Origin of the sequence: Marinomonas gallaica (genome assembly GCF_049821165.1) — a bacterium.
In the GTDB taxonomy this organism is placed as follows: Bacteria; Pseudomonadota; Gammaproteobacteria; order Pseudomonadales; family Marinomonadaceae; genus Marinomonas; species Marinomonas gallaica.
Genome location: NZ_CP187511.1, coordinates 1,113,448 through 1,138,058 on the forward strand (window position 1 = coordinate 1,113,448; position 24,611 = coordinate 1,138,058).

The 24,611-nt window shown below is 45.6% G+C and carries 23 protein-coding genes; 14 read left to right on the forward strand and 9 right to left on the reverse strand.

The annotated features are described in order from the left end of the window. The first annotated feature begins 110 nt into the window (after positions 1–110). From ACPUEK_RS05200 to ACPUEK_RS05210, 3 genes are read left to right on the forward strand one after another with little or no spacing between them, the layout of a single operon-like run. Positions 111–296 carry a Trp family transcriptional regulator gene (locus tag ACPUEK_RS05200; RefSeq protein WP_156489083.1) on the forward strand — a complete coding sequence of 62 codons (186 nt, stop codon included), beginning with the start codon at positions 111–113 and terminating at the stop codon, positions 294–296. After that, the gene (locus tag ACPUEK_RS05205) at positions 289–1,674 is read left to right on the forward strand and encodes an anthranilate synthase component I family protein (RefSeq protein WP_425642548.1); all 1,386 of its coding nucleotides are present in this window, start codon (positions 289–291) and stop codon (positions 1,672–1,674) included. The genes ACPUEK_RS05200 and ACPUEK_RS05205 overlap by 8 nt, the downstream gene beginning before the upstream one ends. A gap of 11 nt (positions 1,675–1,685) precedes the next feature. Further along, the gene (locus ACPUEK_RS05210; RefSeq protein ID WP_425642549.1) at positions 1,686–2,348 is read left to right on the forward strand and encodes an anthranilate synthase component II; all 663 of its coding nucleotides are present in this window, start codon (positions 1,686–1,688) and stop codon (positions 2,346–2,348) included. Between the two features lie 61 nt (positions 2,349–2,409). Here ACPUEK_RS05210 and ACPUEK_RS05215 read toward each other — a convergent pair whose 3' ends face one another. Beyond that, positions 2,410–2,685, reverse strand: coding sequence for a type II toxin-antitoxin system RelE/ParE family toxin (locus ACPUEK_RS05215; RefSeq protein ID WP_425642550.1), 276 nt, complete (start codon positions 2,683–2,685; stop codon positions 2,410–2,412). Positions 2,686–2,687: 2 nt separating this feature from the next. Beyond that, on the reverse strand, positions 2,688–2,966 hold the full coding sequence (locus ACPUEK_RS05220) for a damage-inducible protein J (protein WP_425642551.1): 279 nt from the start codon (positions 2,964–2,966) through the stop codon (positions 2,688–2,690). Positions 2,967–3,175: 209 nt separating this feature from the next. On the opposite strand from ACPUEK_RS05220, the gene ACPUEK_RS05225 reads away from it, so the two are divergent. Next, entirely contained in the window at positions 3,176–4,195 is a 1,020-nt protein-coding gene (locus ACPUEK_RS05225; RefSeq protein ID WP_425642552.1) for an adenosine deaminase, read from the forward strand. 58 nt (positions 4,196–4,253) lie between these two features. Here the strand turns inward: ACPUEK_RS05225 and ACPUEK_RS05230 are convergent, their stop codons facing one another. From ACPUEK_RS05230 to ACPUEK_RS05240, 3 genes are all read right to left on the reverse strand, one after another. Beyond that, positions 4,254–5,498 carry a saccharopine dehydrogenase family protein gene (locus ACPUEK_RS05230; RefSeq protein WP_067221331.1) on the reverse strand — a complete coding sequence of 415 codons (1,245 nt, stop codon included), beginning with the start codon at positions 5,496–5,498 and terminating at the stop codon, positions 4,254–4,256. 35 nt (positions 5,499–5,533) lie between these two features. Next, positions 5,534–6,631: a carboxynorspermidine decarboxylase gene (gene nspC / locus ACPUEK_RS05235; protein ID WP_067038443.1), complete on the reverse strand. Its 1,098-nt coding sequence runs from the start codon at positions 6,629–6,631 to the stop codon at positions 5,534–5,536. A gap of 197 nt (positions 6,632–6,828) precedes the next feature. After that, on the reverse strand, positions 6,829–7,284 hold the full coding sequence (locus ACPUEK_RS05240) for a PA2169 family four-helix-bundle protein (protein WP_067038444.1): 456 nt from the start codon (positions 7,282–7,284) through the stop codon (positions 6,829–6,831). A 325-nt stretch (positions 7,285–7,609) separates the two neighbouring features. On the opposite strand from ACPUEK_RS05240, the gene ACPUEK_RS05245 reads away from it, so the two are divergent. The 9 genes from ACPUEK_RS05245 (at position 7,610) to ACPUEK_RS05285 (ending at position 18,982) form a co-directional block, all read left to right on the forward strand. Continuing rightward, entirely contained in the window at positions 7,610–8,026 is a 417-nt protein-coding gene (locus ACPUEK_RS05245; RefSeq protein WP_425642553.1) for a TIGR01244 family sulfur transferase, read from the forward strand. A 2-nt stretch (positions 8,027–8,028) separates the two neighbouring features. Beyond that, on the forward strand, positions 8,029–9,291 hold the full coding sequence (locus ACPUEK_RS05250; RefSeq protein WP_417504095.1) for an NAD(P)/FAD-dependent oxidoreductase: 1,263 nt from the start codon (positions 8,029–8,031) through the stop codon (positions 9,289–9,291). Between the two features lie 300 nt (positions 9,292–9,591). Continuing rightward, on the forward strand, positions 9,592–12,561 hold the full coding sequence (locus ACPUEK_RS05255; RefSeq protein WP_425642554.1) for a bifunctional diguanylate cyclase/phosphodiesterase: 2,970 nt from the start codon (positions 9,592–9,594) through the stop codon (positions 12,559–12,561). A gap of 25 nt (positions 12,562–12,586) precedes the next feature. Next, the gene (siaA, locus tag ACPUEK_RS05260) at positions 12,587–14,593 is read left to right on the forward strand and encodes a biofilm regulation protein phosphatase SiaA (RefSeq protein ID WP_425642555.1); all 2,007 of its coding nucleotides are present in this window, start codon (positions 12,587–12,589) and stop codon (positions 14,591–14,593) included. A 1-nt stretch (position 14,594) separates the two neighbouring features. Continuing rightward, positions 14,595–15,131 carry a biofilm regulation protein kinase SiaB gene (gene siaB, locus ACPUEK_RS05265; protein ID WP_067038449.1) on the forward strand — a complete coding sequence of 179 codons (537 nt, stop codon included), beginning with the start codon at positions 14,595–14,597 and terminating at the stop codon, positions 15,129–15,131. A gap of 10 nt (positions 15,132–15,141) precedes the next feature. Continuing rightward, complete coding sequence (gene siaC / locus ACPUEK_RS05270; RefSeq protein ID WP_067038450.1) at positions 15,142–15,519, forward strand: biofilm regulation phosphoprotein SiaC; 378 nt, start codon at positions 15,142–15,144, stop codon at positions 15,517–15,519. After that, entirely contained in the window at positions 15,516–16,295 is a 780-nt protein-coding gene (locus ACPUEK_RS05275) for a diguanylate cyclase domain-containing protein (protein WP_067221347.1), read from the forward strand. Before siaC ends, ACPUEK_RS05275 begins: the two co-directional genes overlap by 4 nt. A gap of 139 nt (positions 16,296–16,434) precedes the next feature. Continuing rightward, positions 16,435–18,300: a DUF294 nucleotidyltransferase-like domain-containing protein gene (locus ACPUEK_RS05280; protein WP_425642556.1), complete on the forward strand. Its 1,866-nt coding sequence runs from the start codon at positions 16,435–16,437 to the stop codon at positions 18,298–18,300. 1 nt (position 18,301) lies between these two features. Next, positions 18,302–18,982: an exonuclease domain-containing protein gene (locus tag ACPUEK_RS05285; protein ID WP_067221352.1), complete on the forward strand. Its 681-nt coding sequence runs from the start codon at positions 18,302–18,304 to the stop codon at positions 18,980–18,982. Positions 18,983–19,006: 24 nt separating this feature from the next. Here the strand turns inward: ACPUEK_RS05285 and ACPUEK_RS05290 are convergent, their stop codons facing one another. The 4 genes from ACPUEK_RS05290 to ACPUEK_RS05305 form a co-directional block, all read right to left on the reverse strand. Further along, on the reverse strand, positions 19,007–19,804 hold the full coding sequence (locus ACPUEK_RS05290; RefSeq protein WP_417504106.1) for a UDP-2,3-diacylglucosamine diphosphatase: 798 nt from the start codon (positions 19,802–19,804) through the stop codon (positions 19,007–19,009). A gap of 82 nt (positions 19,805–19,886) precedes the next feature. Beyond that, positions 19,887–21,698: a GGDEF domain-containing protein gene (locus ACPUEK_RS05295; protein ID WP_231872618.1), complete on the reverse strand. Its 1,812-nt coding sequence runs from the start codon at positions 21,696–21,698 to the stop codon at positions 19,887–19,889. Between the two features lie 225 nt (positions 21,699–21,923). Next, positions 21,924–22,097 carry an RSP_7527 family protein gene (locus ACPUEK_RS05300; RefSeq protein ID WP_156489081.1) on the reverse strand — a complete coding sequence of 58 codons (174 nt, stop codon included), beginning with the start codon at positions 22,095–22,097 and terminating at the stop codon, positions 21,924–21,926. Positions 22,098–22,249: 152 nt separating this feature from the next. Further along, positions 22,250–23,101 carry a helix-turn-helix domain-containing protein gene (locus ACPUEK_RS05305; RefSeq protein WP_425642557.1) on the reverse strand — a complete coding sequence of 284 codons (852 nt, stop codon included), beginning with the start codon at positions 23,099–23,101 and terminating at the stop codon, positions 22,250–22,252. 245 nt (positions 23,102–23,346) lie between these two features. Between ACPUEK_RS05305 and pobA the strand changes: the two genes are divergently transcribed. After that, positions 23,347–24,549, forward strand: a complete 1,203-nt coding sequence (gene pobA / locus ACPUEK_RS05310; protein ID WP_425642558.1) for a 4-hydroxybenzoate 3-monooxygenase — start codon at positions 23,347–23,349, stop codon at positions 24,547–24,549. Positions 24,550–24,611: the final 62 nt, after the last annotated feature.

Genomic DNA, 24,611 nt, shown 5'->3' on the forward strand with positions numbered 1-24,611 from the left:
ATTGCGTCTAGGAATGAAAAAATATAACGTACTAGTACATTGATACATCAAGGTACGCCTTTGTGCAGAATTTGATTCATTACTTTTTAGACACACCTCATTCTGAAGCGATGAAAAAGAAGCTGAATGCTTTGCTGACGCCGACTGAAATCAGCGAAATGCAGCGTCGTTTGCAGATTTTTGAATTGTTAGAACAAGGTGTGTCACAACGCGAAATTGCCAAACAGCTAGGTGTGGGGATTGCGACGGTAACGCGTGGTTCGCGCGCCTTAAAGGAATTAAAAGATCATGAGTAACCTTCCACCACGCATCGAGTTGCCACGTAAGCCTAAGTACGTGACGATCAGCTCTGATTGTGATTTTTTCGGCATGTTTAAGAAAGTCGAAAAGCAATTTTCTAACTGCTTTATGTTGGAATCCTTAGGTGAAGAGAGCTACATCTCTCGTCATTCGATCATTGGTTTTGATCCAGAAAAATTACTTTGGGCTGAAGGTAATAAGCTTTTTATCCAAGAGCGCGATGGTGCGACACAATCTTATGAATCCGATAACCCTTATTACTTACTGCGCAGCATTGTGCCGCAGAATATTATCTCGCGCGGTTATGCGGGAGGGTTAACTGGCTACATTGGCTACGATGCCATGAACTACTTTGAGCCAACGCTGAATCTGCAAACCAGCGATATGTTCGACGGCTTCCGTTTTGGTTTGTACAAAGATGGCTTGATCTTGGACAAGATGACGGGGCAAGTTTTCTACTTCTACTACGATCAAGACCGATCAGAGTTAGTGCAGTCTTTATTGGATGCGCCGGTTCCTGTCAATGGTTCGTTGGTCGTGACGCCAGCTGGGGAATCAATGACTCGTGAAGAGCATGCGCAAGCCGTCGCGAAAGTAAAGCAAGACATTATCGACGGTAAGATATTCCAAACCGAAGTGGGCTTTAAAAAGTGGTTCGACCTAGAGGGCGATACCATCGCTATCTACGAGCAAATGCGCATTGTTAATCCATCGCCGCAGATGTATTACCTGAAATTCGGTGAGCAAAAAGTGATTGGCGCCAGTCCTGAGCTGCTGTTCCGTCTGCGTCAAGGTGAGATGGAAACCTTCCCATTAGCGGGCACGGCAAAACGGGGTGCGGATGAAAAAGAAGACGTCGCCTTGGCCCGTGCCTTGTTGAATGATCCAAAAGAGATTGCTGAACACAATATGATTGTGGATCTGCATCGTAACGATATCGGACGTGTGGCGCGCTTTGGTACGGTCAAAGTACGTTCTTTAATGGACATCAAGCGCTTTAGTCACGTTCAGCATATTTCCAGTGAAATTGTCGGCATTATCGCCGACGATCAAGATATGTTCTCTGCCCTAGCAAGCAATTTTCCAGCGGGGACTCTGACCGGCGCTCCGAAGATCGAGTCGATGAAAATTATTGATGACATGGAAAGTGATGGCCGCGGTCCTTATGGCGGTGCGGTTGGACAGTTTTCCTTCAATGGTGATTGTCATTTCGCGATTCCGATTCGTACGGTATTCGCTAGGGGTAATAAAGCTTACGTACAAACGTGTGGTGGCAATGTATATGACTCCAACGCCGCCGGAGAGTACGAAGAAATTCAACGTAAATTTGCTGGCACCAAGCGTGTGCTAGATCAATTCGCTCCCGTGCAGTAAGGGCTTAGCAGATGAAAGTGTTAATTATTGATAACTATGATTCATTTACCTATAACCTTTACCAATACATTGGCGAAGTCCTAATGGCTGCGCAAAGCCAAGGTAAGTTGGATCGTTTTGATGTGGTGGTGAAGCGTAATAACGAAGTGAGCTTGGCGGATGTTGAAGCGCTCCATCCAGATCGTATTATTATTTCTCCAGGCCCCGGGTCGCCAGACGATGAAGCCTACTTCGGTGTCTGTGCTGAGGTGATTCGCGAGTTGGGCAAAACCATTCCATTGATGGGGGTTTGCTTGGGTATGCAGGGTATTTGTCACGTATTTGGTGGCAAGGTGGTCAAAGCCCATGTGCCAATGCACGGCAAAGTCAGCCCGATCAGCCATAATGCCGAAGGAATCTTCCACGATATTCCGGATCAATTAGAGATTATGCGCTACCACTCTTTGATGGCTGAGCCAGAAAGCTTGCCTGAATGCTTGGAAGTGAGCGCGGTCGTCGGCGATCTAAAAGTCGAAGACTTTGCTAACCATGCTGTGATTCACCAAGGTGGTGACTATGAGGTTATGGGCGTGCGTCATAAGGAATATCCCATTCAGGGCATTCAATTCCACCCTGAGTCCTTTGCGACCGAAGGTGGTCGAGACTTGATCAAGAACTTCTTGTTTCAGATGTGAAAAGTAAATGTAGACAGCTAATGTGATACGACTAAAGCCCAGCTCTAAAGCTGGGCTTTGCTTATGCTGGAAACTTCTGCTTCATATGTAAGATACGCAGAATCTTGATGTTGCTTTGATCAAGGTGATACAGCACTGACAGTGACACATCAGGAATAATCAGCATTCTACCTTTTTGATTTGGTTTCACTACGCCCATATGGGGTTCATCGATAAGTAGTTTGATTTTCTCAACCAGTAGATCATCGGTTTTATCTGCGGCGATGGGGTTAAACTCGTATAAGAATTCGTAGAGCCGCTTACGATCCTTTAGGACGTCCTTTTCCCATAAAATCATACTTACACCTTAGCCTTAAGTGCGGCTTTGAAAGCATTCATTTCAGCGTCTGCTTGTGCTGCTTCGATGAATTCGGACTGTTCCGACTCAAGCTTCTCAAACGCTCGCTCCACTTGCTCAGCGAGCCACTGATCATGAGACAAGCGTTTTCGTTGTTGCTCGGCCAGTTGCTCTGCAAGCGCTCGACATGCGCCACTTAACGTGGTGCCTTGGCTTTCTGCCATCATCTGAGCTAAACGCTTAGTTTCTTCATCCACACGAAATTGAATACGTGTTTCCATCACTTTGCCTCTTTAGAATGGTGTCTGACAAATGTTAGTACAGGATTTATAAGGGGGCGGTTTTTTCTCTCTTTAGCCTGTTTTTTGCTTTAAAATACAAACTAACCAAATAGTTAAGTTTTCTAAAATGGCAAACCCTTGCTAACTTTTAGAGAGCCATAAAGACAACAATACATTCCATCGAGAAAGCATTAAGTAAGGGGAGAGTCATGACCAGCTCTGAAGCATTATTAGATTTGGCAATGAAAATGCCAAAGGCGGAGCTGCATTTGCATATTGAAGGCACGTTTGAGCCTGAGCAAATGTTCGCCATCGCCCAGCGTAATCACGTGGCACTTAAATACAACTCAGTGGAAGAGTTAAAAGCCGCTTATCAATTCGAAAATCTACAGGATTTTTTAGATCTGTATTATCAAGGCATGTCTGTGTTGCTCAATGAGCAAGACTTCTATGATCTGACGATGGCGTATCTTAAGCGTGTCCACGAAGACAACGTAGTGCATGTGGAGATCTTTTTTGATCCGCAAGGGCACCTCAGTCGCGGAGTAAGCTTTGACACGCAAATCAAAGGTATCTATGGCGCCCTGAAAGACGCTGAGCGTGACTTTGGTATGACGTTTAAGTTAATCATGTCATTTCTACGTCATTTAGACGAAGCCAGTGCGTTTGAAGCGTTAGCGTTAGCCAAGCCTTATTTGGAGATGATCGACGGAGTAGGGTTAGACAGCTCTGAAGTCGGTCACCCACCGGTTAAATTTGAAAATGTATTCCGCGAGTGCAAAGCACTTGGCTTGCTTATTACGGCGCACGCGGGTGAAGAGGGCCCTCCTGAGTATGTTTGGCAGGCGCTGGATGTGATTGGCGTGGATCGCATCGATCACGGTAATCGTGCACTTGAAGATGAGGATTTGATTGCCACGATTAAACATAAAGGCCTGACATTGACAGTATGCCCTCTATCAAATCTAAAACTATGTGTCGTGGAGACTTTAGAAGAACACCCGATTCGAAGCATGTTGCGCTTAGGTCTGAATGCTACCGTGAATTCTGATGATCCTGCCTACTTTGGCGGTTATATGAATGATAATTACGCAGCCTTAGTTCAAGAAACACAGTTGACCAAGGAAGAATTATATCGCTTGGCATGCAACGCGTTTACTGGGAGCTGGTTAACAAAGGCGGAACAGGCTCCACATTTAGCGCGTTTAAAAGCGCTATTCGAAGCGTAAAAAAGCAAAAAAAAGCCCAGCATAAGCTGGGCTTTTAAGCATTGATTCAGTACGAAATTTAAGCGTTGTACTCGAATGGACGGTCGCCATCTTCGTCTTTAATACGAGTTGGCAGTCCCATGGTATTCAATAGCGCTAGGAACGGACGTGAATCCAATTGTTCTACGTTACGCATCTCAGCACAGTCCCAAGTGCCGTTCGCCACAAGAATCGCCGCCGCAACCGGTGGTACGCCCGCCGTGTAAGAAATACCTTGGCTACCCACCTCGTTATAGGCGTCTTTGTGATCGGCTACGTTGTAGATGAAGACTTCTTTTTCTTTGCCGTCTTTCATGCCTTTCACAACATCGCCGATACAGGTGTTGCCTGTGTAGTCTGGTGCTAAAGAAGAAGGGTCAGGCAGCACTGCTTTAACTACTTTAAGTGGGACTACTTCTAGACCTTCTGCGGTTTTCACTGGTTGCTCAGACAGTAACCCGAGATTCTGTAGAACAGTGAAGACATTGATGTAATGCTCACCAAAGCCCATCCAAAAACGTACGTTAGGTACGTCTAGGTTTTGCGAAATCGAATGAACTTCATCATGGCCGCTCATGTACGTCGTTTGCTTGCCTACTACAGGCAAGTCGTCCGTACGGCTGACTTCAAACATTTTGTTGACGTTCCATTCGCGATTCTGCCAAGAGTAGACAACGCCGGTAAATTCACGGAAGTTGATCTCTGGGTCGAAGTTGGTCGCGAAGTACTTGCCATGGCTGCCCGCGTTTACATCAATGATGTCGATGTCTGTGACTTTATCGAAGTAATGGTTGTAAGCAAGCGATGCATAAGCGTTTACCACACCTGGATCAAAACCTACACCAAGAATAGCGGTTACACCTTTTTCTTTACAGGCTTCACGGCGCTTCCATTCGTAGTTTGCGTACCATGGTGGGGTTTCACAGATTTTGTTTGGCTCTTCGTGAATCGCTGTGTCTAGGTAGGCTACGCCTGTTTCCATACACGCTTCAAGCACTGACATATTAATGAACGCAGAACCTACGTTAATTACGATTTCAGAGTTGGTTTCTTTGATTAGCTTAACTGTTGCTGGGATGTCCAATGCGTTTAGGGAATATGCCTCGATGCGGCCCTCAACTTTCATGGCTCCTTTTTCTTTCACACTGGCAACGATCTCTTCGCATTTGGCAACGCTGCGTGAGGCAATGGCGATATCGCCCAGTGTGTCATTGTGTTGGGCGCATTTATGTGCCACAACACGGGCTACCCCTCCGGCACCGATAATCAGTACGTTCTTTTTCATAATAGTGCTATCTCCAGTTTAGAAATGATGCAGCCTTAGGAAAGGTTGTGCATAAAGTCGTCGTAATCAAATTCACGAACCAGTTCTATTGTGCCGTCTAATTGTTTCACCGCGATGGATGGCATTTTGACACCGTTAAACCAGTTCTTTTTCACCATGGTATAACCGGCCGCATCCTCGATGGAAATGCGATCGCCTACGTTGAGCGCTTGATTAAACTTAAATTCGCCGAAAATATCGCCCGCTAGGCAAGACTTACCGCAGATCATATATTCGTGTTCGCCGTCGCATGGTGTCATGCGCGCGTTTTCACGATAGATTAATAGGTCGAGCATGTGGGCTTCGATGGAGCTGTCGACAATGGCTAAGTGTTTACCGTTGTAAAGCGTATCCAAAACCGTGACTTCTAATGTCGTGCTTTTCGTGATGGATGCTTCGCCAGGCTCCAGATAAACCTGCACACCGTATTTGTCAGAGAATGCCTTCAGGCGAGCGCAGAAGCGATCAATTGGGTAATCGTCACCGGTAAAATGAATACCGCCACCCAGACTGATCCAGTGCATTTTCTCGATTAAATAGCCAAAGCGCTCTTCGATCAGTGTCAGCATTTCATCGAAGCGGTCGAAGTTATTGTTCTCACAATTATTGTGGAACATGAAGCCAGAAATGTCGTCGATCACAGTTTCTATACGCTTTGGATCCCACTCACCTAAGCGGCTAAACGGGCGAGCAGGATCGGCAATAATGAATTCAGAGGTGCTGACCTGTGGGTTGACTCGAAGCCCACGAGTTTTATCTTGGCTGGCCTCTTTGAAACGCTCGAATTGCCCGATAGTATTAAAAATAATTTTATCGCTGTGTGCTAATACTTCGGCGATTTCATTATCAGCATAAGCGACACTGTAAGCGTGAGTTTCGCCAGCGAACTTTTGTTTGCCGAGCTTCACTTCGTATAAGGAAGAGGAGGTCGTGCCGTCCATGTACTCTTGCATCAGGTCAAATACGGACCATGTTGCAAAACATTTCAACGCCAACAAAGACTTCGCGCCAGACTGTTCGCGCACGTAAGCAATTTTCTCAAGGTTTTTGAGAAGTTTGGCTTTATCAATGAGGTAATAAGGTGTCTGTAACATGGCCGTCAGCCTCAAAATGTGAAAAGGCGGTATTCTAGTAGAAAGGGCATCACGTGACTAGCGCGAAAAATGTACTTTATACTCACATTTGCTGAGTTTTGGCGTGATATAGGTGCAATCTAGAATGAATGTTATGTTTTGATAGAAACAAAAAACGACCCTTGAAAGGGCCGTTTTGAAAGATATTTAAAACGTAATCAATGAGTTGTGATCTGCAGCGCTTTCATTTCATCATGGCACTCTTTCATGCGTGCCTGTACTGCGCGCAGTGCTCGCTCACAACCTGCAGGCTGATCTAGCTTAAGCGCTTCATCAAGTTCTTCGAGTACCTTGTCTTCCACTTCTTCTAATTGATCAACGTAGGTGTGCTCAGTTGAATCTCGGCTCACTTTATCAAGTACTTTGGTGTACGCCTGACGAGCACTGACCTCAAAGCTTGAATCGTTTTCTGGCTCGCCATTTTCAGCGATTGCAAACGGTTGTAGCTCTGTAACAGCAGATTCTTTAGCGTCGATCATTTTATCAAACATACGCTGGATTCTAGGGCTGTCTACTTCCTGTTTCGCCTTTTCATAAAAATCGATGCCACCGTTCATTACTTTAATGATGTCTGCTACGTGCTTTGTTTCAATCGCTTGTGTTGAGTTATTCATCTTACTCTCCTTCGTTTCATCCAATCTTTCGGTCGAGTAGGCGTTTCGCAACGTGTTGGTAACTAGGATTGGCGTAAAGGCGAAAAGATTCAAGCGAAGTTGCGAGACTGCACGCTTGCTTCACTTGAGTTTTTTATTTCTGACACATTGTCTTGTATTGCGCACGAATGAAACAGAATGTTGATGGTTTTCTGTTTGTCGAACTGTCAATTTAGAGAGAGATGTCTTATTATAAATATCTAATATATTATAAGCTTATTCTTTTTGGTTATTTGTTTTTGGTTTACCTATTTGAATAGGCATCAGAGAGCACCTTGGAGCCAATATGAGACATATCACACCTAAATTCTATGTTGCCGAGCAACTGACGCTTGAGCAGATTCCTGAACTAGCCAAAGAGGGGGTTCAGCACATCATCTGCAACCGCCCAGATAACGAAGGAGAGAATCAAGCAAATAGTGAAGTAATACAGCAAGCGGCTGAACGACATGGGATGAGTTTCCATTATCTAGCAACGGAGCCGGGGCAGTTTGATTCGAGTTTAGTGTCGCAATTTGGCGATCTAGTAGGACAGTTAGAGGGGAAAACGCTTGCCTACTGTCGAACTGGGACGCGCAGTTTGTCGTTATGGACTCTGGCAAACCCAGAGAGTAAATCGCGAGGCGACTTATTGTTATTGGCGGAGCAGGCGGGCTACAACATGTCAGGTTTAATTGAGCGTGTGGCAGACGTAGAGGGCTGAAAATGAATTCAACAATGCAGAATAATCACCATGAAGTAGTCATTGTCGGTGCAGGGGCCGGCGGCTTAGCTGTCGCAGCCAGTCTCTTGAAGCGACAGCCTGGTTTAAATATTGCCGTAGTTGATCCATCCATGGAGCATTCTTATCAGCCTGGCTGGACATTAGTAGGCGGAGGTGTCTTTAAACGCGAGCAAACTCGTCGACCAATGGCCTCAGTGGTGCCTTCTAAAGTGAAGCACTATCAACAAGCGGTTGTTGCCTTTCAGCCAGATTTACATACCATCGAAATGGACTGTGGCGAGCATCTACATTACGGTGTTTTAGTTGTTGCTCCTGGGCTGAAGCTTAATTGGGACGCGATTCCGGGTTTGCAAGAAACATTAGGCAAAAATGGTGTTGCGTCGAATTATGCATGGGACTATGCACCTTATACGTGGCAAAACGTTCAGCAATTGAAAAAAGGCAAAGCCATTTTTACACAGCCACCGATGCCTATTAAATGTGCTGGCGCGCCACAAAAGGCGATGTACCTCGCTTGCAGTGAGTGGCTGTCGAAAGGTGTTTTACCCGACATCGAGGTCGAGTTCTGTAATGCTGGCGGCGTATTATTTGGGGTTGCGGATTACGTGCCAGCGTTGGAAAGCTATATAAAAAAGTATGGGATTGATCTGAATTTAGGCCAAAACCTAGTGGCGGTCGATGGGGAAAATAAGATCGCAACCTTTGAAACGGTATCAGAGCAGGGCGAAAAAGTTCGTATCGAAAAAGAATTTGACATGTTGCATGTTTGCCCTCCCCAAGGGCCTCTAGATGTTATTAAAGATAGCCCATTGTCAGACGATGCGGGTTGGTTTGATGTGCACCCAGATACGCTGCAACATAAGCAATATAAGGACGTGTTTGGTTTGGGAGACGGTACCAATACCCCTAATGCAAAAACAGCCGCTGCTGTGCGTGCTCAAGCCCCCGTCGTGGCAGAGAATGTTTTGTCCGCTTTGGTTAATCAGCCGCCTCGTGCAATATACGATGGCTACGGCTCTTGCCCGCTTACTGTCGAGCGAGGCAAAATTGTTTTGGCGGAATTCGCCTATGGCGGCAAGGTAAAACCGTCGTTCCCAAAATGGTTTATTGACGGTACTCAGCCGTCGTATCTAGCTTGGCTGTTGAAAGAGAAAAGTTTACCATGGGTATATTGGCAAGGCATGTTGAAAGGACATGAGTGGTTGGTAACGCCAACGATTTCGTCGAAACCACCGCGACAGTAACTTAGTCTAAAAGGCGCTTCCTAGGCGCCTTTATTACGTGTAACCCCTGCACGAGTATTTCTTGAAAAAATAGATCAAAAGCCAGTCTTAGTAAAAGGTCAAACTTGAGAGGTAGAAGCATAGACGGTTTATCAATTTAGCCGATTCGAAGAATAGGTTTTGTTCGAATAGACATTTCATTGCTATGCTAAAGCATGAGAGAGCAAGAGCATGAAGTGTTTTGCTGGAAAGTAAGCACTATGTTGTCATGCTGTAGTCCATGGAAGGCTTAATTTTTTAATGATAAGTGACTACATATTTATGAGTGATTCTGTCCCGAATAAGGCCAGTCGACGTTTCTATAGTTTCAGTATTATTGTTTTCCTAATTGTTTTTGCTCTGGGTCTAAGTGCATCTTATGCTTGGCAATTACAACAGACTAAGGTGAAGCGTACGCATGCGGTTTCGGTAGCTCAATCTTATGCCTATCAATTAAAGCAAGTGTTGGATCATAACTTGTCTGCGAATTACACCTTAGCGGCGCTCGTTCATGAGTTTGGCGGGTTTACACGTTGGTTTCCTCCTGTCGCTCAGTCACTACACCGTATTTATCCCGAAGTGAACAATTTTGCGTTGTCACCTGGCGGTATCGTTAAGCAAGTGTACCCAACAAAAGGTAATGAGCGCGCAATTGGTTTTAACCAATTAATGGATATTGAACAAGGTACTGAAGCATGGTTAGCCATGAAGCAGCAGAAAACGATCCTGTCGGGGCCGCTAGACTTGGTTCAAGGAGGTAAAGGGCTCATTGCGCGTTACCCTATTATGTTAGAAGACCGAGACGAAGGACCGGAACAGTTTTGGGGTTTTAGCAGTGTTGTGATACGGATTGACTCATTACTTAAAAGTACTCACCAAATTGGGCTTTCTGAACAAGGTTTTGCCTACAGTCTGCAACGGGTCGACACAAACGAACCTTTGCTAATTGTGGAAGATAAAGCTGAGCAGATAAACGACCCTGTCTCAATCAATCTTAGTTTTCCAGGTGTTAAATGGCGGTTAGACATTGCCCCCGCGGATGGCTGGATACCGACCTATATGTTAGTTACTTATTTGCTAGCAAGTTTTGTATTGGCATTGTTAGTGGCTCGGTTTGCATTCATGGCGTTACGCTTGCGTGAACAAAAGCAGATGCTGACATATTTGTTGTCCGAAAAAACTAAATATGCCAACCAGTCTGATTATCGACTGAGCAGTACGCTGCAGGCGATCCCCGATCCATTGATAGAGCTAGATGCTGATGGCGTTGTATTAGAGGTCCGTTTGCCAAATGATGAAACGGATCTCCAAGCGTTTTTTGTTAGCGGCGAGCACTTCAGTACTCATTTACCAGAGTCTGCGGCCCAAATTTTAGAGCTAGTGTTTAGTGAAGCAGGGCAAAGCCAGACGAACAGTTATCGTGGTGCATTGTTTAGTTTACTGTTGTCCGAAGGAAGGACGCTTTGGTTTGAAGTTTCCGCAGTCTACCGTCCTTTTTCCGAAGAAGTAAGTACAGGGCATTTTATTGTTCTGCTACGGGATATCTCCCAGCGTCAGGAAGCCGAGCAACAGCAGCGCATTGCTGCTACAGCGTTTGAAACTCAAGATGGGATTTTGATCAGTGATCGCCAAAACAGAATCATTCGGGTTAATAAAGCGTTTCAGAAGCTCACGGGGTATTCCGAAAATGAAGTATTAGGGCAAACGCCGGCGATTTTACAGTCAGGAAAACATAGTCCTGAGTTTTATCAAGACATGTTTGCCGATCTCAGACAGAAAGGCGCTTGGGAAGGAGAGGTTTGGAACCGCCGCAAAGATGGTGAAATCTATCCAGAGTGGCTGAGTATTTCTACGGTTCACGATCTTCAGGGGCAGGTGAGTCATTTTGTTGCAACGTTTAAAGATATTTCGGAACGTAAAGCCTCTGAGCGCAAGATTCAACAGTTGCATTACTATGACAGTTTAACTCGCCTTGCGAATCGAACGCTCTTGCTCGAAGAAATGAATGACCTATTACAAAACAATGGCTTGCAACAGTCTCAAGCCGCCATTTTGTTTATTGATCTGGACCACTTTAAAGACATAAATGATGTTTGGGGACACAGCATAGGCGACCAGCTACTGCAAAAAGTAGCCACGCGTTTATCGGATACCACACGTACAAAAGACATTGTCGCTCGATTTGGTGGCGATGAATTTCTTGTAATGTTGGAGCCAGCAGATGTGTCGGCTAACCCCGATCGTATGGCTTATCGCGCGAGCCAAGTGGCGGGTAAATTGCTTCGATCGCTTGAGCGGCCATTCACGATAAACTCTGTGGATTATCAAATGGCAGCCAGTTTCGGGATTGCTTTGTTTGATGACCAATGTAATGACCCGCTGGATGTCATTAAGCAAGCTGAGTTGGCAATGTATGAAGCAAAATCCGCGGGGCGATCCAGTTTCTGTTTTTACCAGCAAGGTATGCAAGAGCGCGTGTTAGAACGCGTGCAGTTGGAGAGTGACCTAAGGCATGCATTGGAGAATGAAGAGCTTGTGGTGTATGTACAGCCCCAGTGGGATGCGCAGAAGCGTATGATAGGAGCGGAAGGCCTGTTACGTTGGCTACACCCAGAACGTGGCATGGTATCGCCAGGCGTTTTCATTCCGTTGGCGGAAGAGTCTCGCCTTATATTACCGATTGGTGACTGGGTATTGAGGCAAGCTTGCAGGTGGTTGTCAAAATGGCACAAAGAACAGCAAATGGCGGGTTTTGTGTTGTCCGTTAATGTGAGTGCCGTACAGTTTGCGCAGGAAGGATTTGTGCAACAAGTAGAGAGTATACTCAATGAATATCAAACGCCGCCTTCAGCATTACAGCTTGAATTGACAGAAAGCATGTTGGCGCATGACCAACAAGATATCATTAGCAAAATGGAAGCCTTAAAAGCGTTAGGTCTACTGATATCACTTGATGACTTTGGTACTGGGTACTCATCGCTGAGTTATTTGCATCGGTTGCCAATTGATCAGTTGAAGATAGATCAGTCTTTTGTGGCGAATATTGAAAAAGGCACGAAAAATGCTTCACTTGCAGAGTCGATCATCAGCCTTGGGCATAACTTAGGGATGGAAGTGATTGCCGAAGGCGTAGAAACCTCTGCCCAGTTTGATTGGTTGAAACAGCAAGGGTGTGACTTATTTCAAGGTTTTGGTTTGGCTAGACCAATGACAATAGAAGACTTGATCTTGCTCTATCGTAGCGCGGATTAAACGTCATTACTTAGAAGGGTGTAGAGTGGCTCGTTGGGGATTAAGGTGGAAATCACTGGTAGTGCTGTTATTAGCAGGCGCTGTGGCATCTGTATTGGCGCTATCGTTGGGCTGGTATGTTGTCGCCGAGGGACGTCAGTACTCAGCTAAAGCGTATGCGGAAAATTTTACCGAGCTTAACTACCAAAAAATACTGACGCCCATGGCTCGTGAGTTAGCCTTAGCACGTCGTTTTGCCGAACTGAGTACACTGCAGCAGTGGTTTAAAGAGCCTGAAAACGCAGCTCGTAAAGCACAAGCGCTTCAAGATGTAGCACACTTCCAGTCTGCTTTTGAAGACGGTGCCGTCTTCTTTGTTTCTGATAAAAGCTTAGCGTATTACTACTATGATGATCAGTTACCGATAGACGGAGACCCTCAATACCACCTTGACGAGCAGGTGGAAGCTAATAAATGGTATTTTTTAACCCGAGAACAGACTAAGCCTTATTACATAAACATCGATTTAAACGAGTATCTAAATAAAACGAAAATTTGGATTAACGTCCTAGTGCGAGATGAAGAGACATTTCTAGGTATCGCTGGGACAGGGTTTGAGTTGGGACGTTTTATTGAAAGTTTTGCTTCGTCACCGCAGCCAGGAGTGCAGCCGTTTGTCATCAATGCAGATACGCTCCAAATTGAAGCCCACTCGAACACCGATTTAATTGCTATCGACGGTATAGCTGGTGCAGCAGGTGAACAAAACTTATACAGTTTGGTCGATAGTGATAACGATATTAAAGCGTTGCAAAAAAGCATTATTCAAGCGAAGCAGAATAGACAAGTTGAAACATTAAAACTGCGTATGGGTGGGGAGGATTTTATCTTATCCATACGCTATATGCCGGATCTGAATTGGCTGGTCGCGACCAGTGTTAATCTCGATGAAGTTCGCTTGCTGAATACCGACTTGATTATGGGTGTCGGGGTGGTCTTTGCACTGTTACTCGCCATTGTTCTTTTGTTATTTGGCTTTGCGGTGGATCGCTTAGTATTACAGCCTCTGCGTCATTTACAAATGTCTGCGAAAGCGATCTCTCAAGGCTCTTACGAAGTTCGCTTACCAGTTAAATACGATGACGAAATTGGTGACCTAAGCCGTACTTTTAATTTGATGGCGCAGCAGGTAGAGAGTCACACTGCTGAGTTAGAATCTCGTGTAAAAGAGCGGACTTATGAACTTGAGCAAAGTAATGCTCAAATTAAAGCGGCAAACCGCAAAATCGGTGACTCGATTGATTACGCCAGTCTAATCCAACGAGCCATATTACCAGACCGGCAAATGCAGCAATTCTTAGGCGCTCATCATAGTGTTGTGTGGCGTCCACGCGATATCGTTGGTGGCGATTTTTATGTGTTTCATACCAATGATGAAGGCTGCTTGTTAGGCATTGTGGACTGTGCCGGACATGGGGTTCCTGGCGCACTGATGACCATGTTAATGCGTGCTGCGATAGACAAGGCGATCAATGAATTAGGCATCGCTGATCCCGCTAAACTGCTATATGCTATAGATCAGACTGTTCGGTCAATGTTGCATGAAGAGGGGACTGGCAACCAAGTTGCCACCAATGCGGATGTCGGATTGGTATTTATTCGCCATCAGGGTGACCAGCTACGTTTTAGTGGTGCTAAAATTGCCTTGTATGCAAGCGACGGCATATCAGTCGTCAAGCATGCGGCCAGCAAGCGCGCCTTAGGCGATCGTAAACTCGGTCAATATGAGAATGTCGATTTACCACTGACAGGTTGGACCTATTACATGACCACAGATGGCTACCTTGACCAAGCCGGTGGAGAGAAGAGCTTTGGTTTTGGTAATAAACGTTTTGAGCGATTGTTAGTTGAGAATGCGCAAGCTCCTTTGCATGAGCAAACCGCACGTTTTGCCCAAGCATTGGACGACTACATGGGGGATTTGCCACAGCGTGATGATGTCACCTTGTTGTCTTTCCGCTTTGAGCATAATTCAAGTGAAGGAGGAGAGTAGTATGTCAGCGCCAGATCTGTTCGACTTACGTGAACGCTTTGATAATGAAAAAATTCTTTTGTGTTTCAATGGCCCTATCTCACGCAGCTTGATTGAAGAGATCGGCAACGCGCTGCGCAACTACATGAAGTCTGAGCAGGCATCGCCAGCCGCAGCATTAGACGTGTTTGCTGTGTACATCGAGCTGACGCAGAACATTCGCCATTATGCCGTTGCATCAAAATTGTTGGATGCCGATACCGCTACGGTCGTTGTAAGCTATCGGGATGGCCATTATCACGTATCTGCAGGCAATATCGTGCGTCAGGAAGATGGCCAAATATTGATGGATAAAGTCGTTGCACTAGCGGCTTTGGATAAAGTGGAACTGAAAAAAGTCTATAAAGAACAGTTGCGTAAACCAAGAGAAGCGGAGGCCACAAGTGGTGCAGGATTGGGGTTAATCGACATTGCCCGAAAGGCCTCTGCGCCAGTTGTTCCATCTCTAAAATTACTAGACAACGGCACCGGCTATTTTAGTTTGAGTGTGCAAATTTGAGTAATAAAGCATGAAAGATTTAAAAATTGTTTCCACCCAGTCAACACCTCTAATTGAAACCGACAGTCATCGCGGTGTGGTGTATATGGAAGGTGATTCGTACCCCGAGAATTCGTTTGAGTTTTATTCCGAATTGGTGGCGTGGGTCACAAGCTACCTTAAAGACAACGAGCGACCAATGACGGTCGAGTTAGCGCTGCTCTACTTAAATACCAGTAGTATCAAAGTGATGATGGATATTTTTGATGAGCTGGAAGAGCATCATCAAAAAGGCCGTGATATCACGGTTAACTGGCGTTACGACGTGGATAATGAGCGTGTTGCAGAGCTGGCAGAAGAGTTTAAGGAAGACTGCAGCTTTGCGTTTAATATTATAGGCCAAGAATGAAACACAATATTAAAGCGCTTGAGCAACGTGTCGTCGCGGCTCTCGAAGACGAGACCAACCAAGGGCATCCATTACATGAGGTATTGGAGGCCCTATGGCAATACAATCAAGACCAATGGTCACGTATGGAGCATTTGATTCGAGTGTCTGATTCTTATCAGGACATGATGATTCAGCGCGAGAAAACCTTGAGCGAGCGCTTTGATAAGCACCTTCGTCAATTAGATAAAATTACCCGTATTTCAGACCGTTATCAAACCGCTTTGCGTGAAGCGAACCTTGAACTTGAACAAGCGTCTTACGTGGACGCACTAACTGGGCTACCTAATCGTCGTAAAATGCTGCGCCGCTTAAAAGCAGAATTTGATATGCGCCCCGAATCGGTTCGTCTTGCAATGATCGATATTGATTATTTTAAACGCATTAATGATGAGTTTGGCCACTTAATTGGTGACGACGTTTTAGTGTCTGTTGGTAATCTGATTGAACTTACGGTGGGTGAATTGGGGCATATTTCGCGCTGGGGAGGCGAAGAGTTTCTCGTGATCTTCTCGCAACCGGATCAGGCAGAGATTGAAGCTTGTTTGAAACAGCTAGCGAACACCATCCGAGAAACGCATTTTGAAAGTGGTGATCACGCTAAAATTCGTACTACGATCAGCATTGGTGTCTCTCATTATCAAGCCGGCGACTCAGCCGATACTCTGATCACACGTGCTGATGATGCACTTTATCGCGCTAAAAACAGAGGCCGTAATCAAGTTGTGTTTGGCTAAATTGTCAAAGCGCGACTAAATTTACCGCGTTCTTGTCTTGAATCCTTATACCTTGGTATTAATTCTTTATCCGTGGTGGTAACTGTGGGTATCTCGACGTATCTTTAAACCAATAAAAATAACACTAGGTATTTGGTTTATGGCAGCAATAGATATCCCAGAAGTCCTAAAATTTATAGACAGCACGCCACCGTTTTCAGGCCTAACGTCAGTACAGCAAAAACAGTTACTGGGTGGCGTTGAACTGACGTATGTGCGTCAAGGCGAAAAGCTTAACCTAGAAGGTACACGCGCTACGCTGCATTTGATCCGACGCGGTGCCTGTGAAATCCGTTCAGCGAAAGGTGGGCTAGTGGATAAGCTGGCCGATGGCGATTGTTTTGGTGTTTCCAGTGTATTGGAGCAGAATCCAGATGGGTTGCAAGTCGTCGTGCTAGAAGACAGCCTTATCTATCGTTTTCAAAAAGAGGGCTTTCAAACACTACTTCAAGAAAATGAAGAATTTGCTTTGTTTTTTGCCCATACGCGTAGCAGTCGACTGCGCAAATTATCCCGAGCTCACGCAACAGATTTAGCCACTCCAGTATTGCAGCTGTCCACCTCCATTAGCCAGATTATGGCGCGTAACCTAATCACTGCAAGTGTTACCGATACCGTGCAGCAAGCCGCGTCAGTCATGACTGACGCTCGAGTCAGTTCGATTCTAGTGTTGGAGAAGGATCGGCTGGTGGGCATTGTCACAGATCGAGATTTACGTTCACGAGTGTTGGCTGTCGGAGCATCAGCCGACTTGCCTCTTTGCGATGTGATGACGCATGCTCCGGCCTCGATTGATCCAAGAAGTTTGGTCATGCACGCGCAGACCTTAATGAGTGAAAAAAACATTCATCACTTACCTGTTGTCGAGTCTGATCATACGCCTGTAGGTATGATCACAGCGGCAGATTTATTGAGACATCAAGAGCTTAGCCCATTACTTCTGATCAATCAGATCAACCGTCAGACAGATATAACCAGTCTTCGAGAAGTGTGTCAGCAGTTAACTAATTTGATTGTTAACCTGATTCTGACCGATATGAAAACCACAGACATTGGTAGCGTTATTGCGGCAATCAGTGACAGCTTGACGCGTCGAATTATTGAACTCGGCATCGAGCGGTATGGTACAGCGCCTTTTGCTTTTCAGTTTCTAGTATTTGGTTCGCAAGCGCGTAAAGATCAATCGCTTGGCAGTGATCAAGATAATGGCATGATGTTGTCCCAAGAGCCGACACCGGAACAGGCCGAGTATTTTGCAAAACTGGCTCAGTTTATCTGTGATGGATTAGCGCAATGCGGTATACGCAGCTGCCCTGGGGATATCATGGCGTCGAATAAGAAGTGGCGCTTAACCCAAGACGGTTGGAAGAAAGCATTTTCCAATTGGGTTGAGGCCAGTTCACCTTCGTCCTTACTGAACGCCAGTATTTTCTTCGACATTCGCTGTGTCTATGGTGATGAAAACGGCGTAACAGAATTGATTCAAGATATGCAATCACGTGTTGCCAAAACCTCGTTGTTTTTAGCGACCCTAACTCGCACCGCCACGGCCTCTAAACCTCCGATTGGTTTCTTCCGCAATTTTTTGCTGGAGTCCTCAGGTGAGCACAAGCATCAATTAGATCTAAAGCATCAGGGCTTAGCACTGATTAACGATTTGGCCCGAATTTATGGGCTAGGTTGTAAACGCTATCATGTGGCGACAAAAGATCGCCTAGAACAGGCCGCCCGAGAAAAATTGATGGGCTTAGACATCGCCCGAAACTTGATGGACGCGTGGGATGGGCTGAATGAGCTGCGTCTTCAGGCGCAACGTCAACATTGGCAAACCACTGGTGAGCCGAGTGCTTATTTAGATCCTACTGAACTAAGTTCGCTTGAGCGCAAACACTTGAAATCGACCTTTGCCATCATCGCGGATGGGCAATCTGCCGCTCTGCAGCGTTTTGCCAGAGGTTATGCTTAAGATGCCAAAACGTATTTTTCAAGCCATTGACAGTTGGCGTGAGCGGCGTGAAGAGCAAACGAAACCTTGGCATGAGCATTCTTATTTTGTGTTAGATATGGAAACCACAGGGCTCGACCCAAAGCAGCATCAGGTGGTTAGTTTAGGCTGGGTGTTGATTGAGAATGGCGCGGTTCAACTGGATACGGCTCAGCATTTATTATTAGACTCTGCTGAGATTGATGACGTCAGTGTGGGGATTCATATGATTACCGATTCTGATGTGATGGAGCAGGGGCGTCGTCACGAGAGTGTGCTGCGTTACTTGCGACAGATTATGAAAGATAAAGTGCTGGTGGTGCATTACTCACCATTAGAATTGGGGTTTCTAAAATCCCTCTGGCAGACGCAGCCCATGCCAGCGTTGGCATTTGATTGGATCGATACCATGCAGGTGGAAATGCAACGCCGCAGCCGTGCTCAAGAAATTATTGGTGACGGTGGCTACCGCTTGCCTGCTTGCCGTGAGCGTTATGGTTTACCTGACTACCCCGGACACGATGCGCTCACTGATGCCATGGCAACCGCGGAACTGTTGTTAGCGCAAGTGGCATATTTCAATGATCACGAGCCTAGCTTACAGGAATTAGTTCGGATCGGCGGTGGTCGCGCTCGGTTATCGTCCAATAATAAGACGTCTTAAACACAGGCCACACGCTCTTATTGATTAAGCCAAGGAAGGCGTTGTTTCGAGTGTTTCGTGGCTGGGTTCACTGGCAAGGAAGCAAGGTTGTTCTGACCAATGTAATAGCTGTAATTCGCCATCCTCATGTTCTACTAGTGCGGTACAGTGCTCTACCCAATCCCCATCGTTGCAGTACAACACATCTCCTTGACGCTGAAAGCGTGCAAAATGGATGTGCCCACCAATATACCCGTCTAGTTTTTTATTTCGTGCAGTTTTGATCGCCGCGGTTTCAAAGCGCGTGATGAACTCTTGTGCTTTACTTACGTGCTGTTTGAGATAGCCTGCAAAAGACCAGTAGGGGCGACCAAAGGCGCGCCTAATACGATTGATATGGCGGTTTAAAGACAGCATTAAGCCATGGGCTTTGTCACCAATCGCTAGCATGATAGGGCTGACTTTTACCATCTGATCGAACTCATCCCCATGGCTAACCAGAAAGCGACGGCCATCCGCTGTGGTGTGGATGGCTTGTTGCTCCAATGCGACGCCTGAGAGTGTCTGACCACAAAACTGACGAAAGAACGCATCATGGTTCCCTGGGATGTAGGTTACCTTGGTGCCTTGCTTCGCCAACTCTAAAATTCGTTGTACGACGTGCTGTTGCGTATCGTTAAAATAAGCGCGTTTGCGCATTTCGATTAGGTCGATGATGTCTCCAACCAAATAGAGATTTTCGGTCTCTATTTTATAGAGAAAATCGAGTAAATGTTCCGCTTGGCAGGCTTTCGTGCCAAGGTGGACATCTGAAATAAACACCGCGCGGAATTGAGTTTTCATAGGCTAACCTCTCTAGCTAATAGCTTTAGGCTAGAGAGGTTACGTGACGCTTTCGTGAAGCCTAGATGTCGAATTGATGAGACTAGCTGCAGCAGCGGCTAAGTTCTGCAGGAATGTCTTCTTCAAAATGATATTGATAAGGCTGTTGATAGATTTGATTACCGCCTCGTTGCTTGGCTGATTTCTTAGCTTGAGCCGCTAACTCAGCAACGAAATGATGGCTATCGCACACCTTAGGGTTTGGGTTCACAACGCCAATGGCCAAACTGAGAACGTCAAAAAAAGCATGATCGCCATCACGGCTTTTAGTCCAAATACCACCTTCATCAAGGTCATTAGGGTTGTAGAATTTAACCACTTCCGCTGCAAATCGTTTAAGAATAGTGTGGCATTGATCACACCAATCTTCATCATGAAAGATCACGACAAAATCATCGCCGCCAACGTGTCCAATGAAGTTCTCTTCTGAGGTTACAACGCTCCGTAAAATACTACCGACCAATTGGATGATGGCATCACCTTTAGCGTAGCCATAATAATCATTAAACGGTTTAAAGTTGTTTAAATCAAAATACGCCACATAGAAATCGTGCTCGGATAATAAACGCCGGTCAATCTCACGGTTAATCGGCACATTACCTGGCAAAAGTGTGAGAGGATTTGAGTAGGTTGCATTTTGGATTTTGAGCTCTGTAATACGTTTAAGTAAGTCTTTTAAGTGCCCCAATCCAAAGTATAGGCCTTCATGTACGATCACGATTTCATTATTGACCAAGTCAGTATCTTGATCAGTAAACATCGTCGAAACACTGGCTAAGGAGACATTGCTTTCGACAATCAGCACATCGGTTGATGTAACCGCTAATGCAGATTTGTTTTCATACAGTGCGCGGCCGTAAGGGGTGGAGAACAGCTCATGCAGCGCATGTCGGCGAATAATGCCTAACGGTTTACCATTTTCCACAACCGGCAGCGCGAAAATGCCTTTATTTTCTTTGAATAGCTTTGCAACCTCGCTCAGAGGACGAGTGCTTTCCACAAAAACAGATTCGCGGCTCAACGATTGAACGGTTTCCTCTTGCTGGGCATGCTGTTTCATGCGCTTCGTCACATGGTTAAGCAAGTATTCATGCGGCTCTGTATTCGGTAATGGGCTAGGGTGTTGTAAAAAGAAGCCTTGTCCATATTTAACCCCCATTTCAAGAAGCTGATCTAATTCTTCTTTATGCTCAATGCCTTCAGCCACCAGCGCGCAGCGTAAACGCTGAGAAATATTGATGATTGAGCGAACGAATTCACGTTTTATGGCGTCCTGATGAACCCCTTCAATAAAATGCTTATCAAGCTTTACGATATCAGGCCGTACTTCTGACCAGAGGCGAAGTCCAGAGTAGCCGGCACCCAGATCGTCTATGGCGACCTGAAACCCCATTTCGCGATAATGCTCAACACTTTGATGAGTCAGGCCATTCTGATCATAAGGGTGCTTCTCAGACAGCTCGATGACAATGTTGTGTTGCTTCAATCCAAGGTCTTTCAAAATGGATAAGGTCATACCTTTCTGGTGGTCAGGTGAGCTAAGCAGAGAGGCGCTGACATTTAGAAACAGTTGTCCCGGAAGTTGCAGTTCGACAAAACGTGAGATAGCGCGCTCTCGGCACAATAACTCAAGCTCGTGTAATCGTCCTTGTGCTTGAGCAAATGGGAACAACACATCCGGAGCGAAAAGCTCGGTGTCTTTTGGTCCTCGAGACAGCGCTTCATAGCCGTAGACATGGCCTGACGTCAGGTCATAAATTGGCTGAAATAGAGGCGTGATAAGACCTTCCTCTAGAATCCTATTGAGTAGTGATGTGCTGTCTAGTTGCATGTCCGTGCCGCTACCGTGTGCCAAGAGTAAGTCGCTATGATATGAACGAATGATGACAGATATATGACAATTAGTTGTAAGGCAGGGATTGATTCAAAAACTGAGTGTAAGAATTGAGAGGGCTGATGTTGATCAAGAAAACGGGAAAGAAGAGCAGAGGATGTGCTTCGTTATGCTGATCGTATTTTTGTTTTTACTGTTGCGATCAGTAACGAATATTGGCAAAAATGCCAATCAAGGACGCCAAACTTAGTGAGCTGGGTTACCTTGTAGGGGTGCAGAAGTTGAACGTTTGCCAGAAGTTAGAGCAGATTTGATGCGGGCAACAAGAGACTTTACAGCGGCGGCAACGTATTCACTACGCAGTTGGTAAGCACGTTCTACATAGTATTCTGTATCTAAGTGATCGAATGAGTTGTTCATAGTTTTCTCCAGAAAAGTATTGGCTTTAAGATGATTAAATAGTAATCACTGGCCACTTAATAAACAAACGATCAATTTTCAGTAGATAGATGAAAAAAACTAACCATTTGTTTTTTTGTTTTAATACTCAATTTCTTAGGTTTTTTGGAGTGCTAGAGTTGCTGTCTGTACTGCCCAGGTGTGATGTTTTCACAGCGTTTAAAAAATCGTGAGAAATATCCGGGGTCTTTGAAGCCTAAATCGTACGCAATTTGTTCAACCGATTTCTGGGTATAGATTAGATGACGTTTGGCCTCCATTAATAAATGCTCGTGTGTGAGCTGTATAACGGTCTTGCCAAAAGCGTGTTGGGTGAGCCGGTTGAGCTTTTTATCCGACACATTGAGCTGTGTTGCATAGTCCGCTAATTTCCAATGATCCGTAAGATGATTATTCACGAGACTTTTCAAGCGCTGCAACGTGAATTCGTCTTGGGTTTGTCGTTGGGCAACGTTGACTGTGTGGTGTCGCTCGACAAATATCAGTATGGCTTTTAGTAAATGCTCAATAAGCGTATTTTTATGATCTTTCACATGATGAAATTCATGTTCCAGTAACGTAATCAGTTGCCACAAGTGACTAAACTCTTCAGCGTCCCCATTGAAATTAAGGCAACCCGACGTAGTCACAAAGGCACTATTGGCATATTCATCTCCTAATAGCGCATCTGAGATAGATAGCACACGTCCATCTGTTTGAGGGGCAAACCGAAAGCTATGCACGGTACCAGGAGGAATAATGATCCCCCAGCAGCCTTCTAGGGAACGTGTTTGGGTATCTAGTTGTAGTTGCACCGAGCCACTTTTCAGTAACAGCAGTTGCACTAATTGAGTGTGTTGATGTGCTTTTATATGCCAACCCAAATGGCTACTGCGTGCGGCAATATCTTCTATGTGAACAAAGTCTGGATGATCGATCCAGCGTCCCTCACCGTATAAACCGAACTGCGGAATTGTCTGATTCATAATGTTTCTACTGAAAAATTAATGTCATTACCAAAAACCAATAATGCACCTAAAAACCTCTAAAAAGCGCTTTTTTTGGTTTTTATGTCTTTAAATTACGCTATTTTTATACTTTTTATTAAAGCTCTGTCTGTCCGAAAAGTACAATTTATTGTCCTGAAAGTTCCTGATTATTTTGTTCTTACTTGTCCATTATTAAGTTATTGAGAAATGATAACGAACAAAAATAATACAGGTAAAAAGTCATGAAAACACAAGTAGCGATAATTGGCGCGGGACCTTCAGGTTTATTACTGGGGCAATTACTGGCGAAGCAAGGCATCGACAATATTATTGTGGAGCGCGTCAGTGGTGAATACGTGTTAGGGCGTATCCGCGCTGGCGTACTGGAGCAAGGTATGGTCGATCTACTCCGCGAAGCCGGTGTGTCTGAACGAATGGACCGTGAAGGTGAGGTGCACACGGGGGTGGAATTGGCATTCAACGACAAGCGTGTACGCATCGCTCTAGATGAACTGACCGGGGGTGATACCGTCATGGTGTATGGTCAAACAGAAGTGACGCGTGACCTTATGGAGGCTCGTCAAGCGTCAGGTCAAACCACAGTCTATGAAGCCAGCAATGTACAGTTGAATGATGTGAAAACCGATGCGCCGTATGTCACATTTGAAAAAGACGGTGAATCGGTACGTCTTGATTGCGAGTTTATTGCAGGCTGTGATGGCTTCCATGGTGTGTCACGTAAAACCATTCCTGATGACGTCAAAACCGAGCACGAGCGAGTGTATCCATTTGGTTGGTTAGGTTTACTATCCGATACCAAGCCTGCCCACGATGAGTTGATCTACTGTAAAACCGATCGAGGTTTTGCCTTAGCAAGCATGCGTTCGGCGACTCGTTCACGCTACTACCTCCAAGTGCCTCTGACGGATAAAATAGAACAGTGGAGCGATGACGCGTTTTGGACCGAATTAAAACGTCGATTACCGACGGATGTGGCCGCCTCCATGGAAACCGGGCCAAGCATTGAAAAAAGCATTGCGCCCCTGCGTTCCTTTGTCTGTGAACCCATGCAATATGGCAATATGTTTTTAGTCGGAGATGCCGCGCACATCGTACCGCCTACCGGTGCGAAAGGCTTAAACCTAGCGGCGTCCGACGTGGCGACACTCTACAAAATCTTGACACGAGTGTACCAAGACGGTGACCGAGACTGTATTAATCAATATTCAGAAGTCTGCTTGCGTCGTGTGTGGCATGGAGAGCGTTTTTCTTGGTGGATGACCAATATGATGCACGACTTTGGCGATGTGGAAGTCAACGGGACAGACTCTCAGACCTTCTCACGCTTTATGGAGTCTGAATTGAACTTCTACACAGATAATGAAGAAGGTCGTCGCGTGATTGCCATGCAATACGTTGGTTTACCGTATGAAGAAATCAAGTAGTGATGTAGCCGGAAGGTAGCGATTAAAGAAGCCGGTCATCGTCAAACGGTTGCGATGGAATG